Annotated in this window: 18 protein-coding genes and 1 pseudogene; 7 read left to right on the forward strand and 12 right to left on the reverse strand. The window is 72.9% G+C overall.

Annotated features, from left to right (window positions below):
* The coding region (locus NE235_RS28000; RefSeq protein WP_252808259.1) for a tetratricopeptide repeat protein at positions 1-366 on the forward strand (366 nt) is incomplete at its 5' end.
* Positions 367-384: 18 nt separating this feature from the next.
* On the opposite strand, the gene NE235_RS28005 is transcribed toward NE235_RS28000, so the two are convergent.
* From NE235_RS28005 to NE235_RS28020, 4 genes and pseudogenes are all read right to left on the reverse strand, one after another.
* Positions 385-1,257, reverse strand: a complete 873-nt coding sequence (locus tag NE235_RS28005) for an SAM-dependent methyltransferase (protein ID WP_252808260.1) — start codon at positions 1,255-1,257, stop codon at positions 385-387.
* 109 nt (positions 1,258-1,366) lie between these two features.
* Positions 1,367-2,584 (reverse strand): S53 family peptidase, encoded by a 1,218-nt coding sequence (locus tag NE235_RS28010; protein ID WP_252808261.1) that lies wholly within the window; start codon positions 2,582-2,584, stop codon positions 1,367-1,369.
* A gap of 230 nt (positions 2,585-2,814) precedes the next feature.
* Positions 2,815-3,210: a RidA family protein gene (locus NE235_RS28015; RefSeq protein WP_252808262.1), complete on the reverse strand. Its 396-nt coding sequence runs from the start codon at positions 3,208-3,210 to the stop codon at positions 2,815-2,817.
* Positions 3,207-4,027, reverse strand: a pseudogene (locus NE235_RS28020) (NAD(P)-dependent oxidoreductase). The gene NE235_RS28015 and the pseudogene NE235_RS28020 overlap by 4 nt, the downstream one beginning before the upstream one ends.
* Positions 4,028-4,048: 21 nt before the next feature.
* On the opposite strand from NE235_RS28020, the gene NE235_RS28030 reads away from it, so the two are divergent.
* The 3 genes from NE235_RS28030 (at position 4,049) to NE235_RS28040 (ending at position 6,888) form a co-directional block, all read left to right on the forward strand.
* Entirely contained in the window at positions 4,049-4,978 is a 930-nt protein-coding gene (locus tag NE235_RS28030) for a LysR family transcriptional regulator (protein ID WP_252808265.1), read from the forward strand.
* A gap of 114 nt (positions 4,979-5,092) precedes the next feature.
* Entirely contained in the window at positions 5,093-5,968 is an 876-nt protein-coding gene (locus tag NE235_RS28035; protein ID WP_252808266.1) for an MEDS domain-containing protein, read from the forward strand.
* Positions 5,965-6,888, forward strand: a complete 924-nt coding sequence (locus tag NE235_RS28040; protein ID WP_252808267.1) for a sensor histidine kinase — start codon at positions 5,965-5,967, stop codon at positions 6,886-6,888. Before NE235_RS28035 ends, NE235_RS28040 begins: the two co-directional genes overlap by 4 nt.
* 71 nt (positions 6,889-6,959) lie before the next feature.
* On the opposite strand, the gene NE235_RS28045 is transcribed toward NE235_RS28040, so the two are convergent.
* Genes NE235_RS28045 through NE235_RS28055 form a run of 3 tightly spaced genes read right to left on the reverse strand, consistent with a single transcriptional unit; the run spans position 6,960 to position 8,211 of the window.
* Positions 6,960-7,229, reverse strand: coding sequence for a hypothetical protein (locus NE235_RS28045; RefSeq protein ID WP_252808268.1), 270 nt, complete (start codon positions 7,227-7,229; stop codon positions 6,960-6,962).
* 12 nt (positions 7,230-7,241) lie between these two features.
* Entirely contained in the window at positions 7,242-7,706 is a 465-nt protein-coding gene (locus NE235_RS37745; protein ID WP_289849316.1) for a hypothetical protein, read from the reverse strand.
* Positions 7,696-8,211, reverse strand: a complete 516-nt coding sequence (locus tag NE235_RS28055; protein WP_252808269.1) for a SigE family RNA polymerase sigma factor — start codon at positions 8,209-8,211, stop codon at positions 7,696-7,698. Before NE235_RS28055 ends, NE235_RS37745 begins: the two co-directional genes overlap by 11 nt.
* A 626-nt stretch (positions 8,212-8,837) precedes the next feature.
* Here NE235_RS28055 and NE235_RS28060 point away from each other — a divergent pair.
* The 3 genes from NE235_RS28060 (at position 8,838) to NE235_RS28070 (ending at position 11,907) form a co-directional block, all read left to right on the forward strand.
* Positions 8,838-9,572 carry a maleylpyruvate isomerase family mycothiol-dependent enzyme gene (locus tag NE235_RS28060; RefSeq protein ID WP_252808270.1) on the forward strand — a complete coding sequence of 245 codons (735 nt, stop codon included), beginning with the start codon at positions 8,838-8,840 and terminating at the stop codon, positions 9,570-9,572.
* A 161-nt stretch (positions 9,573-9,733) separates the two neighbouring features.
* Positions 9,734-10,924 (forward strand): carboxylate-amine ligase, encoded by a 1,191-nt coding sequence (locus NE235_RS28065; protein ID WP_252808271.1) that lies wholly within the window; start codon positions 9,734-9,736, stop codon positions 10,922-10,924.
* Positions 10,921-11,907 (forward strand): iron-containing redox enzyme family protein, encoded by a 987-nt coding sequence (locus tag NE235_RS28070; RefSeq protein ID WP_252808272.1) that lies wholly within the window; start codon positions 10,921-10,923, stop codon positions 11,905-11,907. The genes NE235_RS28065 and NE235_RS28070 overlap by 4 nt, the downstream gene beginning before the upstream one ends.
* Here the strand turns inward: NE235_RS28070 and NE235_RS28075 are convergent.
* From NE235_RS28075 to NE235_RS28095, 5 genes are all read right to left on the reverse strand, one after another.
* Complete coding sequence (locus tag NE235_RS28075) at positions 11,904-12,119, reverse strand: CDGSH iron-sulfur domain-containing protein (protein ID WP_252808273.1); 216 nt, start codon at positions 12,117-12,119, stop codon at positions 11,904-11,906. The two genes, NE235_RS28070 and NE235_RS28075, sit on opposite strands and share 4 nt — an antisense overlap.
* The gene (locus NE235_RS28080) at positions 12,103-12,747 is read right to left on the reverse strand and encodes a HemK2/MTQ2 family protein methyltransferase (protein WP_252808274.1); all 645 of its coding nucleotides are present in this window, start codon (positions 12,745-12,747) and stop codon (positions 12,103-12,105) included. The genes NE235_RS28075 and NE235_RS28080 overlap by 17 nt, the downstream gene beginning before the upstream one ends.
* Positions 12,748-13,102: 355 nt before the next feature.
* Positions 13,103-13,690, reverse strand: coding sequence for an RdgB/HAM1 family non-canonical purine NTP pyrophosphatase (gene rdgB, locus NE235_RS28085; protein ID WP_252808275.1), 588 nt, complete (start codon positions 13,688-13,690; stop codon positions 13,103-13,105).
* Entirely contained in the window at positions 13,687-14,406 is a 720-nt protein-coding gene (gene rph, locus NE235_RS28090; protein ID WP_252808276.1) for a ribonuclease PH, read from the reverse strand. The genes rdgB and rph overlap by 4 nt, the downstream gene beginning before the upstream one ends.
* A 37-nt stretch (positions 14,407-14,443) precedes the next feature.
* Positions 14,444-15,193, reverse strand: coding sequence for an MBL fold metallo-hydrolase (locus NE235_RS28095; RefSeq protein WP_252808277.1), 750 nt, complete (start codon positions 15,191-15,193; stop codon positions 14,444-14,446).

A 15,193-nucleotide genomic window follows, 5' to 3' on the forward strand; every position in this document is an offset into this window, starting at 1 on the left:
GCGCGCGAGACCGGAGACCTCGACACCGCCCGCACCGTCTACACCGAATCCCTCCAACTCTGCCGCCGCATCCTCGACACCTACGGCGACACCCCAACCGGGCTCCGCGACCTGTCCATCAGCCTCGACAGGGTCGGGGACATCGCGCGCGAGACCGGAGACCTCGACACCGCCCGCACCGTCTACACCGAATCCCTCCAACTCTGCCGCCGCATCCTCGACACCTACGGCGACACCCCAACCGCACTGCGCGACCTGTCCATCAGCCTGGAGATGTGTGCCGAGATCGAGGAACGCTCGGGGAATGCGGCCGCCGCGCGGGCGTTGCGGGAGGAGGCGGGGACCGTGCGGGAGCGGCTCGGCTGAGCCGGGGTCGACGCGGACCTACGGGCGGCGGGCGACGCCGGCGTACATCCAGCGGGTGCCTTCGTCGGCGCCGGGGTCGGGGCGCCACTGGGGGACCCAGACGACGCCGGGGTCGAGCAGGTCGAAGCCGTCGAACAGGGCCTCGATCTCTTTCTGCGTGCGGCTCTGGAGCCGGGCGGTGGCGTTCTTCCAGGCGCCGGTGGCCTGGTCGCCGGTCTCGGGGTGTCCCTCGGTGGTGCTGTGGGACACGATCAGGAGGCTGCCGGGCGGCATCGCGTCGCGGAAGGTCGCGATGGTGGCGCGGATCTCGTCGTCGGCGGCGAAGTGCAGCACCGCCAGCATGAGCACGGCGACGGGCTGGTCGAAGTCGATGAGGGACCGGGTCTTCGGGTGGGAGAGGATCGCGGCGGGGTCACGGAAATCGGCCTGGATGACGGTCGTGGTCCGGGACGGTGGCAGCAGCGCCCGCGCGTGGGCGAGGACGATCGGGTCGTTGTCGACGTAGACGACGCGGGCGCCGGCGTCGAGTGACTGGGCGACCTCGTGGACGTTGCCCTGGGTGGGCAGGCCGGTGCCGAGGTCGATGAACTGCCGGATGCCGCTCTCGACGGCGAAGCGCACGGCCCGGCCGAGGAAGGCGCGGTTCTCGCGGGCGGCGCGGGGGATGTCGGGGCCGGCCTCGATGGCGATCTGGGCCGCGGCCCGGTCGGCGGCGTAGTTGTCCTTGCCGCCGAGGAAGACGTCGTAGATGCGCGCCGGGCTGGGTGTCCGTACGTCGATGCCCGGTGGGGCCTGCTCGTCGCCCGCGTCGGTCCGCTCGGTCGGCGCGTTGTCCTCGGTCGCCACGGCCGCCACCCCCTTGTCGGTCACCGATCGGCTCTGATCGGCCAACGAAGATCATCGTACTCGCGGGTATCTGCCGTTAGGCCAGGTTTCGGACATCTCGGACACCGCGACGGGCCCGGCGGCGTACGCGCCGGGCCCGTCGTTCGGTTCACCGTCAGAAGGCGCCGGTGCCGTTCGGGGTGCCCAGGCCGGTGGGGCCGTCCCAGCCGGTACGGGCCTTGCACCACTGCGACGTGGAGCAGCTGCCGTTGCTGCCCGAGGTCACGTCGAACAGCGAGCCGGAGTGGGTGTAGGGGTAGTTGTTGTCGATGCTCGCGGCGTTGCCGGCCAGGCCGTACACGCCGGCGATGATGGGCGCGGCGACGCTGGTGCCACCGAAGACCATCCAGCCGCTCTGGCCCTGGTAGGCGGTGCTGTCGTAGACGGCGACGCCGGTGCTCGGGTCGGCGACCGCGGAGACGTCGGCGACGGCGCGGCGGGAGCAGCCGGTTCCGACGCCCGACTGGCCGGACAGGGCGGTGTTGTAGGACGAGCAGCCGCTGCCCGCGCCGCTCCAGGCGGTCTCGGTCCAGCCGCGGCTGTTGCTCGCGGTCTTCAGCGAGGTGCCGCCGACGGCCGTGACGTAGCGGGAGGACGCCGGGTACTCGACGCCGTAGCCACTGTCACCGGAGCTGACGGTGATCGCCTTGCCGGGGTGGTTGTAGTAGGAGCCGTAGCTGGAGTCCGACGCGTCGGAGCCGCCGTAGCTGTTGCTGATGACGTTGGCGAGCCGGGCTGCGGTGTTCTCGGCGGCGCCGAGGTTGGCGAACGAGGCGGAGCTGGCCTCGACGAGCACGATCTTGCAGCTGGGGCAGACGGCGGAGACCATGTCGAGGTCGAGGGAGATCTCCTGCGCCCAGCCGCCGTCCGTCTTCGGGTAGGACGTGCCGCCGTTCTGGTCGACCTTCTTGAAGCAGCCGTTGGCGGTCGTGCAGGCGGGGAGCCCGTACTGGCTGCGGTAGACGGCCAGGTCGGCCTCTGCGGTGGGCGCGTTGTAGGCGTCGACGATGGCGACGGTCTGGCCGGATCCGCCGGTGCTCGGCAGCTTGTAGGCGCTCTGCAGGTTGGCCGGGGACAGGCCGGAGGGGGCGGCGGCCGCGGCGCGGACGGCGGCGGCGCTCTTGGCGACGTCGTCGCGGACGAGGGCCTTGCAGCTCGCGAGGCCGGCGCGCGGAGTCGAGCAGGCGTGGTGGAACGGGTGCTGGACCGCGGATGCCGCGGGCGCGGCCGCGCTCGTGGCGGCGGCCGGGGCGGCGGAGGCGGGGGCGGACAGGAAGGGGACCAGGGCGAGGATCAGCCCACCCATGAGGGTCCCGGTGACGCGTCGTCGCATGTGCTCTCCTCGGAGCGGCGGGGGGTACGACGCAGGAATCTTCACATGACGCCCAAGGACACCAAAAGACCCTAATTTCATAGCATTTTCAGCAATAACTGCCAAAAAAGTAAAGACTACTTACAACTAAGGGCCAGGCAGAGAGCCATGACTAGGAGAGTCAAGAAGAAGACAGTAAAGCCTTGGCAAAGGCGGTCGGCGGGCCCGGCCGGACCGGCCGGACCCGCGCCTCACACGATCGCGGTCACCTCCACCTCGAGCAGCGCCCCGGGGACGAACAGCCGGGAGACCTCCACGGTCGTGCTGGTCGGCGGCGCGCCGGCGAAGCGCGGCACCCGCACCTCGCCGTACTCGCCGATCCGGTCCATGTCGGTGAGGAACGTCCGGATGTTCACCACGTCCCCGAGCGTCGCCCCGTGTGCGGCCAGGATCTTCTCGATCGTGTCCAGCACGTACGCGGACTGGGCTCGCATGTCGTCCTCGCCGACGAGCCGGCCCTCGCCGTCGATCGCCACCTGGCCGGACAGGACGAGCATCGTCCTGTCTCCGAGTTCGATCCGGGCGACGTGGGAGTACCGTCCGGCGGGCGGGGCCGGGACGGTGGCGGGGTTGTCGAAGGTCGTCACTGGAGCACCTCTCGCAGGTCGGCCTCCTGGTCGGAGGCGCGCAACAGCCTGTCCCGTACGGCCTCGAGCAGGGGGGACCGCGCGACGTCCAGCGCCAGGCCGACGTCCTTGGCGGCGAGCCTCAGCGGGAAGTCGGCCCCTTCGGCGCGGAGCCGGGTGACGGCGCCGGCGAGCGGTCCGTCGGCGAGGAGGGCGAGCGGGTCTTCCACGCCGAGCCGTGCACCGAGTCCGGCCAGGTCCGCGGCGAGCGTGGCGGCTCCGATCGCGGCATTGATCAGCAGGATCTTCCGGGCGGCCCCCGCACCGAGAGCGCCGCACCGTACGACGGTGCCGAAGACGGCGAGGACGTCCGCGACCCGGTCGACGTCGCCGCCGGCCAGTACGGTCAGGGTGCCCGCGGCGGCGCGGTCGACGCTGCCCATCACCGGCGCGTCGACCACGGCGGGCACGTGCCCGGCCAGGGCCCGCACCGCCGCCGGGCCGACGGTGGACATCTCGATGAGACAGGCGCCGGGCCGCATCGCCGGAGCGATGTCGGCGGCCACCGCGTCGAGGGCGGAGGCGTCCGCCAGCATCGTGATCACGATGTCGGCGGCGCGGACGGCCTCGGCGGGGGGGCGGCGAGGGTGGCTCCGGCCGCGCCCAGGGGCGCGGCGCGTTCGGCGGTGCGGTTCCAGACGGTCAGGTCGTGCCCGGCGGCCAGCAGGCGCCGGGCGAGGGGCGCTCCCATGCGCCCGAGTCCGAGAAAGGCGATCACGGGGACGACGTTAGGAGCCGGTGAGGCATTCCACCAGCGAATGTTCCGCATGTCCGCCATGCGGATCTAGCATGGGTTGTCATGGACACCGCTCTGCTCGTGGTCTTTCAGGAGGTGGCCCACCGGGGTTCGTTCACGGGCGCGGCGGAGGCGCTGGGCTATACCCAGTCGGCGGTCTCCCGGCAGATCGCCGTGCTGGAGGGTCAGGTGGGCGCGGCCCTGTTCGACCGTCTGCCCCGGGGAGTGCGGCTCACGGAGGAGGGCCGGTGCCTGCTGCCGCACGCCTCGGCGATCACCGAACGTCTCCGGACGGCCCGGGGTGACCTGCGCGCCTTGCGGGACCTGGCGGCCGGCCGGCTCCGGGTGGGCGCGTTCGCGACCGCCGACGCCGCGCTGGTGCCGCAGGCGATGGCGGCGTTCCGCGCCGCGTACCCGAGGGTCGCGGTGTCGCTGGTCGAGGGCCTGATCCGTGACCATGTGGCGCGGCTGGGCGCCGGCGAGCTCGACCTGGCCATCGTGGCGGCGGACGGCGACGAGGGGTTCGAGGGGCTGCGCCTGCGTCACCTGCTCGACGATCCGATGTTCGTGGCCGTGCACCCGGACCATCGGCTGGCCGGGCGCGAGGAGGTACGGCTCGCCGAGCTGGCGGACGAGGACTGGATCGCGGGCCGTTCCCGTCCCGAGGACACGTTGATCAGCGCGGCGCCGCGTCCGGGCTTCCGGCCGCGGATCACGTACGTCGTCGGCGAGTGGATCGCCAAGCAGGGCCTTGTCGCGGCGGGCCTGGGGGTGACGCTCATCCCGTCGCTCGCGGCGGGCGCGGCCCGGCCGGACATCGTCCTGGTGCCGCTGCACGCCGATGACGCTCCGGTGCGCCGGGTGTACGCCGCGACACCGGCGGGCGTGACGGCGCCGGCTGCGCTGACGGCGTTCCTCGGGCTGCTCGACGAGGCGGTCGTACGGCTCCGGGAGCGCGTGCCGCGCGTGAGGGGATCGGCGACGCCACCGTGACCGCAACTTTCAGTGAGAGTTTCAACGACAGTGGTTCGCGTGAAAACGTCGTCACGCTGTGTCGTTCGCCGTATGGTAGAGGCCACCTGCCGGCGTCGCGCGGGAGGATGCCCCATGGAGCCCTGGTTCACCCGAAGATCCGTCGGAGAGCTGCTTCCCGGAGACCACGCCTGGCTCTCCTATGCCGATCAGGAGGAGCACGACCACGTCATCGGAGCCTTCGTCCGCGACGGGCTGGCCGGCGCGGACAAGGTCATCTACATCACCGGCGACGGCCCCCGCGACCTGCCCGACCTGCGGTCGCGTTACCGGCTGGAGCCCGAGACCTACCTGCGCAGCGGGCAGCTGGCGATCCTGCCGCAGGAGGAGACCTGCCTGACCCGCGGGGTCTTCGATCCGGCGCGGATGACGACGACACTGCGCGAGGTCCTTCACCGGGCGGAGACGGAGCGGTTCCGCGGCGTCCGGGTCACGGTCGACATGACGCCGGCGTTCCGGCGGAGCGGCGGCCGCGACGCCGTCCTGGAGTGCGAGGCACGCGTGGACGCCGCGATCTCGCCGAGCACGATGGCGATCGCGATCTGCCAGGTCGACGCGCGGTCCTGTACTCCCGAGGAACTCACCGCGCTGAAGGAGAGGCACGAGGTGCTCGTGGGCGCCGATCCGTACTTCGACGACGGGGTGCTGAGCATCACCCCCACCTTCCATCCCCGCGGCCTCCGGCTCAGCGGCGAGCTGGACGGCGCGCGGCACGCCGTGTTCGCCGAGTCGCTGCGGAAGGTCGTCGAACGGGGCGGCGAGGTGCACCTGAACCTCGCCGGCCTGCGGTTCATCGACCTGGGCGCGCTCAGCATGATGGCCGGCGCGGCGATGCACACCGGCGCGCGGGTGGTCCTCGACGATCCCGCCACCGAGCTGTCGGACATCGTCGAACTGGTCGGCAGCAGGTTGCTGCCCTGGCTGGAGATCGGCGACGGTGAGGCCCGATGACGCGACTCATCCACCAGGTCCTGATGTACGACAACGAGAAGGACATCCTGGACACGGTCGTGCCGTTCCTCCAAGAGGGACTCGGCGCGGGCGAGGCCGTGCTCACCGTCGGCACGGCCCCCAGCCTGTCCTGCCTGCGTCAGGCCCTGGGCACCGACTCCGACGCCGTCGAGTTCGCCGACTCGGCGTCCTGGTACGTCCAGCCGACGCGCACCATCGCCAACTACAGCTCGTTCATCGCCGAGAACGCCACCGCCCGGATCAGGGTGGTCGCGGAGCCGGGCTGGGCGACCGGGACGCCCGCGCAGATCTCCGAGTGGACGAGGTACGAGTCGATCATCAACGAGGCGTTCGCCGACATCAGCGCCTCGGTGCTGTGCCTGTACGACCGGCGCACCACCCACCCCGGCCTGCTCGACGGGGCGTTGCGCACCCATCCGCAGATCGTCGAGGGGGCCTGCCCGCGCTGCAATGACGCCTATCTCGACCCGGCGACCGTGTACGCGAGTGTCGACCGTGATCCCCTGCCGCCTCCGCCGCCCGGCGCCGTACGCCTGCCGATCGACGACGCCGACCTGAGCTCGCTGCGCTCGTTCCTCGCCGGCCACGCCCGCCACCACGGCATGTCCCGCCCTCGCGTGAACGACCTGCTGGTCGCGGCGACGGAGGTGGCCACCAACGCCATCCGGCACGGCCGGCCGCCGATCGACTGCCGGCTGTGGCGGGAGGACGACGACCTGATCGTCGAGGTGACCGACGCGGGCCACTGGCGGCCCGACCCGGTCCCCGGTTTCGTCCCGCCCGATCCCGCGTCCCTGTCGGGTTTCGGGCTGTGGGGTGTCCGCATGCTGTGCGCGCTCGTGCAGGTGCGCACCGGCCCGGCCGGCACGGCGGTGCGGCTGCACGTCCCCTGCCGTTAGCGGTCCGGCTGCACGTCCCCTGCCGTTAGCAGGGCACCGTCACGGACCGCTCCCCGTCCCGCCGTGTCATCTCACAGGCGGGGCTCGTCCCGGAGCCCGTTGACGAGCCGCGTGGCCGGCAGGAGCCCGAGCCCCGTCGCCTGCCGGACCTCCTTGACCGCCTGGACGGTCTGGTCCTCGGCCAGCAGGGCCCGCACCCGGCCCTCCAGTTCGGCGGACAACCTCAGCGGCGGTTCCGATTTCGGCATCGGCTTCTCCCCCTTCGGTCTCGCCTTCCGGGCGGCGCCCACCACCGCCACGAGAACGACGGCCACGATGATCACCACGGTAACGACGGTCATCCATGGATGGTTTCAGCGCCGTTCCGGCGGCCGCGGAATGGACGACGGCACGCTGGTGGGCGCCGGGCGCGGCGTATCGGTCACGGTCCGCGTCGGCCTCGGCGTCGGCCGGGCCGACGGGGGCAGGGTCGGCCGTTCCGTGACTTTTGGTACCGGGCGCGTGTTCGGCGCCCGCGTCCGCGTCGGCATCGGGGGCGGCGCGGTAGGCGACGGCGGCCCGGTCGACGCGGGAGGAGGGGCGATCGGCACGCTGTGCCGGCTGGGTTCGGCGGGGTGTTCCGGCCGGAGTAGGCCCCACGTGAGCAGGGCGATCGCCGCGACCGCGGCCGCCGCGAGCAGCATGCGCGGCCACCCGGGAACGGCCCGCGCGGGCCGCCCGGCGGTTCGCAGACGGTCGATCAGCTCACGGTCCGGCTGCACGCCCTCGGCCGCGCGCCGGTAGTGCTCGCGGAGCAGGGCGTCGAGGTCATCGCTCATGAGGCGCTCCTTCCTCCGCCAACTGGCGGCGCAGTGCCGTCATCGCCCGCGACGTGTGGCTCTTCACGGTGCCACGGGAGATGCCGAGCGCCTCCGCGATCTCCTGCTCGCTGAGATCGCACCAGTAGCGCAGCACCACGACCGCCCGCTGTTTGACGGGCAGAGCGGCGAGGACGTCGTCGAGCGGAGTCCCCGCCGCGGCGTACGTCTCACGCGCCCCGGTCAGGCGCTCCACGTCGAACGTCCCGCCGACCGGCAGGTCGGGTCGCCTCTTGCGGCGCTTGTGATGGTCGATGGCCAGGTTGACGAGCACCTTGCGCGCGTACGCCTCCGGCTGGTGGCCGCCGCGCAGGATCCGCGCCCAGCGCCGGGCGACCCGCTCGTACGTGGTCTGCAGGAGGTCCTCGGCGAGGTGGCGGTCGTAGACGAGGAACACCGCGGTGCGCAGCAGACGGCCCGCGGAGGCGATGACGAACTCGTCGAACGTGAGATCGTCTCCACTCACTCCGCGGGCCTCCTCTCGGCTCAGGATGGACAGTGTCCCGTCCGCCTCACTGTCCTCGGCCGCACGAGGGAGGCGCCGGCACCGGCGTCGCCGTCACGGGCCGGCGCGCCGCCCCGGCTGTCGGCCGGGGCTCCGGCCGGGCATCGGTCGCCGTCGGCCGGGGCTTGGGCCGGGCATCGGTCGCCGTCGGCCGGGGCTTGGGCCGGGTCGTCGGCGGTTCCGTCGGGCGGGGTACCGGCTGCTCACTGATCGGGCAGGTCGGCCGCGGACGCGGCACCCGGGTCGGAGCGGGCCGGGGTTCGCCGGGCGCGGACGGCCGTGTGGAGGGCTTCGCCGGCGCGGTGTCGCGGGGTACCGGTCTGGTGGTCGGTGCGACCCGGGAGGAGTTCGCGGCGTTCTTCACGCCGTGCCCGGAACCCCCGGCGAGGGCGGTGCCACCCGCCCACACACCCGCGAGCACGGCGACGGCCGCGCCGGCGCCCACGAGGGTCACAGTGGTCCGGCGTCGTCTGCGGTCGGTCATTGAAGATCCCTTCGTTTCCGTACACCCCCATGAACCCCGCTACCGGGCCGATCGGTTGTCACGGTCTTTGACGGAACCCGCGCGACCGGCCAGGCTTGTCCCGATGGAGCCCTCCGACTTCCTCACCCGGCTGCGCGCCGAGAGCGCGCACATCGCCGCGTTCGCCGCCGACCGCGACCTCGCGGCGCCCGCTCCGGCCTGCCCCGGCATGACCGTCGGCGAGGTCGTCCGGCACCTCGGCGGCGTGCACCGCGCGGTGATCGACTGGGTGCGCGCGCAACGCCGGCCCGACGACTGGGACCGGCGGCCGCCCGACGGCGACGTGATCCGCTGGTTCCGCACCGGCGCCGCCGAGCTGCACGACGAGCTGAGCCGGCGGCCCGCCGACGAACCCTGCGACACCTGGTCCCCCGACGACCGGACGATCGGGTTCTGGTGGCGGCGGATGGCCCACGAGACGACCGTGCACCGCGTCGACGTCGAGGCGGCGTACGGCCCGATCGGCCCGATCGGCGCGGAGTTCGCCGCCGACGGCGCCGATGAGGTCCTGACGCTGTATCTCGTCCGGCGGTTCGGCCGAGGTGACCGGGGCCGGCCCGCGTCCGTCCGTACCGTCGGGGTCGCCGCCGGATCCCGGGTGTGGCGGGTGACGTTCGGCCCTGCCCAGGCCGAGGTGACCCCCGAGCTCCCGGACGACGCGGACGCCATGGTGATCGGCGATCCGGTCGCCGTCTATCTGTGGCTGTGGGGGCGCCGGGGCGACGACGCCGTCCGCGTGCGCGGCGACCGCGCGGCGGCGGCGGACCTGCGCGCCGCCCTGGCCGCCGCCACCGGCTGAGGCCGCTCCGCGCCACCTGCCGTGGGCCGGCTCAGCGTTCGACCCCGCCCTGGACGCCGCACCGCCCTGCCCGCCGCGCCGGGCGACGGATCGCCGCCACCGGGAGCCGTACCCCCTGCCGCAGGCCGTTAGGGTGCCGCCGCGCCGGGAATGTCATCGACATGGGGGACGGGCCGGTTCACGGCCTCGACGACGGGGTGACCGTGGGCGTGGAGGAGGAGTTCCTCCTCGTCGACGCGGAGACGCGGCGGACCGTGCCGCGGGCGGCGGCCGTGCTCGCCCGGGTCCCGGAGTCACGGATCGACCTCGGTCCCGGCGGCGGGCTTTACGAGGAACTGCTCACCGCGCAGGTCGAGGCCGCGAGCGGGATCTGCACCACCCTGGAGGTCCTGCGCGCCCACCTGTGCGACGGACGGCGCCGGCTCGCGGCCGCCGCGCGTGCCGAGGACGCGCGTCTGGTCTCCTCGGGGACCGCGGTGCTGCCCGGGCGCGTCCCGGTGACCCCGGGGGGACGGTTCGCGGAGATCGCCGGCCGGTACGCGGGCGTGGTGGCCGACTACCAGGCGTGCGGCTGTCACGTGCACACCGGTGTGGCCGACCGGGAGACGGCGGTGGCGGTGGTGAACCACCTGCGGCCCTGGCTCCCGACGCTGGTGGCGGTGGCGGCGAACTCGCCGTTCGATCATGGCCGGGACTCGGGGTACGCGAGCTGGCGGATGCTGGAGCAGGCGCGTTTCCCCGGGTCCGGGGTGCCGCCGTCGTTCCCGTCCGCGTCGGCCTACGATCGCCAGGTCGCCCGGCTGGTCGAGGCCGGCGCGCTCATCGACGAGCGCATGTCCTTCTGGCTCGCCCGGCCGTCGCCGCGGCTGCCGACCGTCGAGGTCCGGGCCGGGGACGCCGCCGCCACCGTGGACGAGGCGGTACTGCACGCGGCCCTGGTGCGCGCCCTGGTCCGCACGGCGCTGACCGACCTCACGCGGGGCCGGGAGGCGCCTCTCATCGGTGACCAGATCTGCGCGGCCGCGACGTGGGCGGCGGCCCGGTACGGCCTGGACGGCCCCGGGGTGCATCCGGTCGAGGAGCGTGCCGTGCCGGCGACACGGTTGCTGCGGGAGATGCTCGACCGGATCCAGCCGGCGCTCGAGGCGTCGGGGGACCTGGCCCGCGTACGCGCCGTCCTGGACCGGCTGGCGCGTCACGGCTCCGGCGCCGTACGCCAGCGTGCCGCCGCCGCGGACGGCCTGGAGGCCGTGGTGGACCTGCTCGCCGAGCAGACGACCGGTTCCGCCGGGGGCTCTGACCGCCGGTCCGGCCGTCATCAGGAAGACGAAGACGTGACGGAGTCGTCATGACCATGGACCCCACGCTGCCCGAGCCTCGCGGCCCCCTGTCGGAGGCCGTGATCACGGCGCTCGCCGGTGGCTCGCCGCCTGAGGTGGCGCCACGGACTGTCCGGGACGCCGAGCCGCTCGGCGAGGACCTGCAGCTGGCCCTGTACGTCTGCTATGAGCTGCACTACCGCGGGTTCGATCAGGTGGAGTCACGGTGGGAGTGGGATCCGGAACTACTGCGGCTGCGGGGACGGCTGGAGGACCGTTTCCTGGCGACGCTGCGCGCGGAGTCACCCGGTGGCACCGACGTGGAGATCGCCTTGGAACCGCTGCTCGTGGAGGATCCCGGCGCGTACGGCGTCTCGCACCACCTGCTCGACGCGGGACGGTGGTGGGAGATGCGGGAGTACCTGGCGCATCGCTCGATCTACCACTTGAAGGAGGCCGATCCGCACGCGTGGGTGATCCCGCGCCTGCGGGGGGAGAGCAAGGCGGCGCTGGTCGCCGTCGAGTTCGACGAGTTCGGCGGCGGGCGGGGCGAGCGGATGCACGCGAAGCTCTTCGCGGACCTGCTGGACGGCGCGGGGCTGGACTCCCGGTACGGCCATTACCTGGATCACGCGCCCGCCCGGACGCTGGCCACCGTGAACCTCATGTCGCTGTTCGGCCTGCACCGGGCGCTGCGCGGTGCCCTCGTCGGGCACTTCGCCGCCGCGGAGATCACCACCCCGCCCGGCGCGAACCGGCTGGCGCAGGCCCTGACCCGCCTGGGGGCGGGGCCGGAGTGCACGCGGTTCTTCACCGAGCACATCGAGGCCGACGCCGTGCACGAGCAGGTGATGCGCCGGGACGTGATCGGCGATCTGCTGTCCCGGGAACCGGAGCTGGCGTCCGACGTCGTCCTCGGGATCCAGGCCACCGCGCTGCTGGAGGACCGGCTCGGTGATCACCTGCTGGCCTGCTGGCGATCAGGCCGTACCTCCCTGCGGCGCCCGCTTCCTTAGTGCGTGGTGCGTCTCCGGCGGTGGCTGGTGTCGCACAGCGGGTACCGGCGGCTGCGCCGGCACGCGCACACGGCGACCATGAAGCGGTCGCGGTACACCGTCGTCCCGTCGTCGGTGACCAGCTCCACCGGTCCCTCCACGAGCACCGGGCCGCCCGGCACGACGACCACACGTCGCGGTTCCGGCCCGGACCGCTCAGCTCTGGTCGGCACGGATCACCACCAGCTCCTCATGTCGCTGACCCGGGCGGATCAGCCCCTCTTTCTCCAGGAACGCCGCCCGCGACCGCAGTACCGGCCCGAACGGCTGCCTCCGCCGCGCGACGACCGACGCCTTGAGCCCGGCGCCGCGCAGTGCGTTCAGCGTCGTCTCGACCCCGCACAGCACCGACTGGACCATCAGCAGCGTCCCGCCGACGGCCAGCGTTCCCGGCGCGCGGGCGCAGATCCGGTCGATCACCGCCCGGCCCTGCCGGCCGGCGTCCCAGGCCCGGCCGCGTACGCCTCGCGGCCCGTCCGCGCTCGGCACGTACGGCGGGTTGGCCACGATGACGTCGAACAGCTCATCCGCGATCGGCTCGAACAGATCACCGCGGAGCACGCGCACCGGTACGCGTCGCAGCCGGGCGTTCATCCATGCGGTCAGGACCGCACGGCCCTCGACGTCCACCGCCGTCACCGCTTCGGCACCGGCGTAGGCGGCGATGATCGCCAACGCGCCGGTGCCGGTGCACAGGTCGAGCACCCGGGAGCCTTGGATCCCGCCGCAGCACAGCTCCCTGGCCAGCAGGAACGTATCGCTTTGCGGCCGATATACCCCGAGGGGCCGGAACATCCACATCGTCGTCGCCTATCAGGTTGGTCGATGTATCGTGCGGCCTCCGGCGTCATCGCCGGGCCGGTGGACCGTCCGCAACCATCGGTGTCCCATTTGGGGGCCTTATGCAGCTTTGTTCCCTGGACGAAGCTCCCCCTCACCTGCGCCGCCCCGCGAATCACCAGCCGACGCCTAAGACCGGTCTGCTCACCGCCACCGTGATCCGGCCGATCGTCGTGGACGACAGGCCCCACCCCGACACCGGGCAGCCGCGCAGGACCACCGACTTCCAGCTTCAGGCACCCGCGGCCACAGCCGACGCGTGGCGCCACACCGTCGGCGGCGATGGAGCCGACGGTGGCATGTCTGAAGGCGCCTCTCAGTCCGTCCGGGCGTGGATGCGGGCCGCGAGGGCGGTGAAGGCCTTGCCGCGGTGGCTGATGGCGTCCTTCTCCTCGGGGCTCAGCTCGGACGTCGTACGGGTGTCGCCCTCGGGGACGAAGATCGGGTCGTAGCCGAAGCCGTTCGAGCCGCGCGGCGCGTCGATGACGACGCCGTCCATGGCGCCCTCGACGACGTCCTCCTCCCCGGACGGCCAGGCGATGGCGGCCGCGCACACGAAGCGGGCGCCCCGGTGCTCGGGAGCGACGTCGGCGAGCTGGCCCAAGAGCAGGTCGAGGTTGGCCTGGTCGTCGCCGTGCCGGCCGGCCCAGCGGGCGGAGAAGATGCCGGGCATGCCGTTCATGGCGTCGACGCACAGGCCGGAGTCGTCGGCGACGGCGGGCAGACCCGTGTGCGCCGCGATCGCGCGGGCCTTGAGCAGGGCGTTGCCGGCGAACGTCAGCTCGGTCTCGGGGACCTCCGGCGCGTCCGGGAACTCTTCCAGGCCGACGACGTCGACGCCGTCGAGGATCCGGCGCAGCTCGGCGATCTTGCCCTGGTTACGTGTGGCGAGCACGACCTTCATGACTCGAGTGCCTCCTGCTGGATGCGGGTGAGCTCGGCGCAGCCCCCGGCCGCGAGGTCGACGAGGGCGTCAAGCTCGGCGCGGTCGAACGGCTGGCCCTCCGCGGTGCCCTGCACCTCGACGAAGCGGCCGTCGCCGGTGCAGACGACGTTCATGTCGGTCTCCGCGGCGACGTCCTCCTCGTAGCACAGGTCGAGGCGGGGCTCGCCGTCGATGACGCCCACGCTGACCGCCGCGACGGAGCCGACCAGCGGACTGGACCTGACCAGCTTGCGGTCACGCATCCAGGCGACCGCGTCGGCGAGGGCGACGTACGCGCCGGTGATCGCGGCGGTACGGGTGCCGCCGTCGGCCTCCAGCACGTCGCAGTCGAGGATGACGGTGTTCTCCCCCAGCGCCTTGTAGTCGACGCAGGCCCGCAGCGACCGGCCGACGAGACGCGAGATCTCGTGCGTGCGCCCGCCGATCTTGCCTCTGACCGACTCGCGGTCGTTGCGGGTGTTGGTCGCGCGCGGCAGCATGGCGTACTCCGCCGTCACCCAGCCGAGCCCCGAGTCGCGACGCCAGCGCGGCACGCCGGTCTGGACGGACGCGGCGCACAGCACGCGCGTGCGGCCGAACTCCACCAGCACGGAACCTTCGGCGTGGGAGAGCCAGCCGCGCTGGATGCGGACGGGACGAAGCTGGTCGGCTGACCGACCGTCGGGGCGAGCCATGAGCCCCACCATATCCAGCCGGCCGGACGGGGCACGCTCAGAGCTCGTACACCGCGCCCGGACAGGCCAGTTCGATCGGGCCTCCGTACCCGCTGGACTTGGCCTCGGCGAGAATGCTCGCCGAGTCGTTCCAGGGGACGAGGTGGGTGAGCACCAGCCGCCCGGCTCCCGCGCGGGTCGCGTGCTCCCCCGCCTGCCGCGCCGTGAGGTGCAGGTCGGGCGGCAGGTCCGGCCGGTCGAGGAAGGACGCCTCCGCCAGCAGGAGGTCGGCTCCCCGGGCCAGCCGGACGAGTTCCTCGCACTCGCCCGTGTCACCGGAGTAGGCGATCGCCGTGCCGCCGTGCTCGACGCGGAAGCCGAACGCCTCGACAGGGTGGCTCATCGGCGCCGCCGTGATGGTGAACGGCCCGAGCCGGAACGTCCCGGTGCGCAGCGTCTGGAAGTCGAACGCCTGCCGCATGCCCGGATCGAGGTCCAGGTCGTACGCGCGCGCCATCCGGTCGGCGACCCCCTCGGGCCCGTACACCGGGATCCGCGGTTTCGGCCCGTCCGGCGCGTAGGTCCGGGCGACCCAGTACCCGCACAGGTCGAGGCAGTGGTCCGCGTGCAGATGCGACAGCAGGACGGCCTCGATGTCGTACAGCCCGATGTGGCGCTGGAGTGGACCGAGGGCCCCGCTGCCGAGGTCGAGGAGGATCGCGAAGCCGTCGGCTTCGACGAGATAGCAGGACGCCGGACTGTCCGGGCCGGGGAAGCTCCCCGAACAGCCGATCACCGTGAGCCGCAC

It is taken from the genome of Actinoallomurus spadix (genome assembly GCF_024055725.1).
GTDB classification, from domain to species: Bacteria; Actinomycetota; Actinomycetes; order Streptosporangiales; family Streptosporangiaceae; genus Actinoallomurus; species Actinoallomurus spadix.

Bases quoted from the DNA above. Each gene is read 5' to 3' on its own strand.
- rdgB (WP_252808275.1), bottom strand. From the start codon at position 13,690: ATGAAGGTCGTGCTCGCCACACGTAACCAGGGCAAGATCGCCGAGCTG.
- NE235_RS28040 (WP_252808267.1), top strand. From the start codon at position 5,965: ATGACGCGACTCATCCACCAGGTCCTGATGTACGACAACGAGAAGGAC.
- NE235_RS28060 (WP_252808270.1), top strand. From the start codon at position 8,838: ATGGAGCCCTCCGACTTCCTCACCCGGCTGCGCGCCGAGAGCGCGCAC.
- NE235_RS28030 (WP_252808265.1), top strand. From the start codon at position 4,049: ATGGACACCGCTCTGCTCGTGGTCTTTCAGGAGGTGGCCCACCGGGGT.
- rph (WP_252808276.1), bottom strand. From the start codon at position 14,406: ATGGCTCGCCCCGACGGTCGGTCAGCCGACCAGCTTCGTCCCGTCCGC.
- NE235_RS28010 (WP_252808261.1), bottom strand. From the start codon at position 2,584: ATGCGACGACGCGTCACCGGGACCCTCATGGGTGGGCTGATCCTCGCC.
- NE235_RS37745 (WP_289849316.1), bottom strand. From the start codon at position 7,706: ATGAGCGATGACCTCGACGCCCTGCTCCGCGAGCACTACCGGCGCGCG.
- NE235_RS28080 (WP_252808274.1), bottom strand. From the start codon at position 12,747: ATGTGGATGTTCCGGCCCCTCGGGGTATATCGGCCGCAAAGCGATACG.
- NE235_RS28045 (WP_252808268.1), bottom strand. From the start codon at position 7,229: ATGACCGTCGTTACCGTGGTGATCATCGTGGCCGTCGTTCTCGTGGCG.
- NE235_RS28065 (WP_252808271.1), top strand. From the start codon at position 9,734: ATGGGGGACGGGCCGGTTCACGGCCTCGACGACGGGGTGACCGTGGGC.
- NE235_RS28070 (WP_252808272.1), top strand. From the start codon at position 10,921: ATGACCATGGACCCCACGCTGCCCGAGCCTCGCGGCCCCCTGTCGGAG.
- NE235_RS28035 (WP_252808266.1), top strand. From the start codon at position 5,093: ATGGAGCCCTGGTTCACCCGAAGATCCGTCGGAGAGCTGCTTCCCGGA.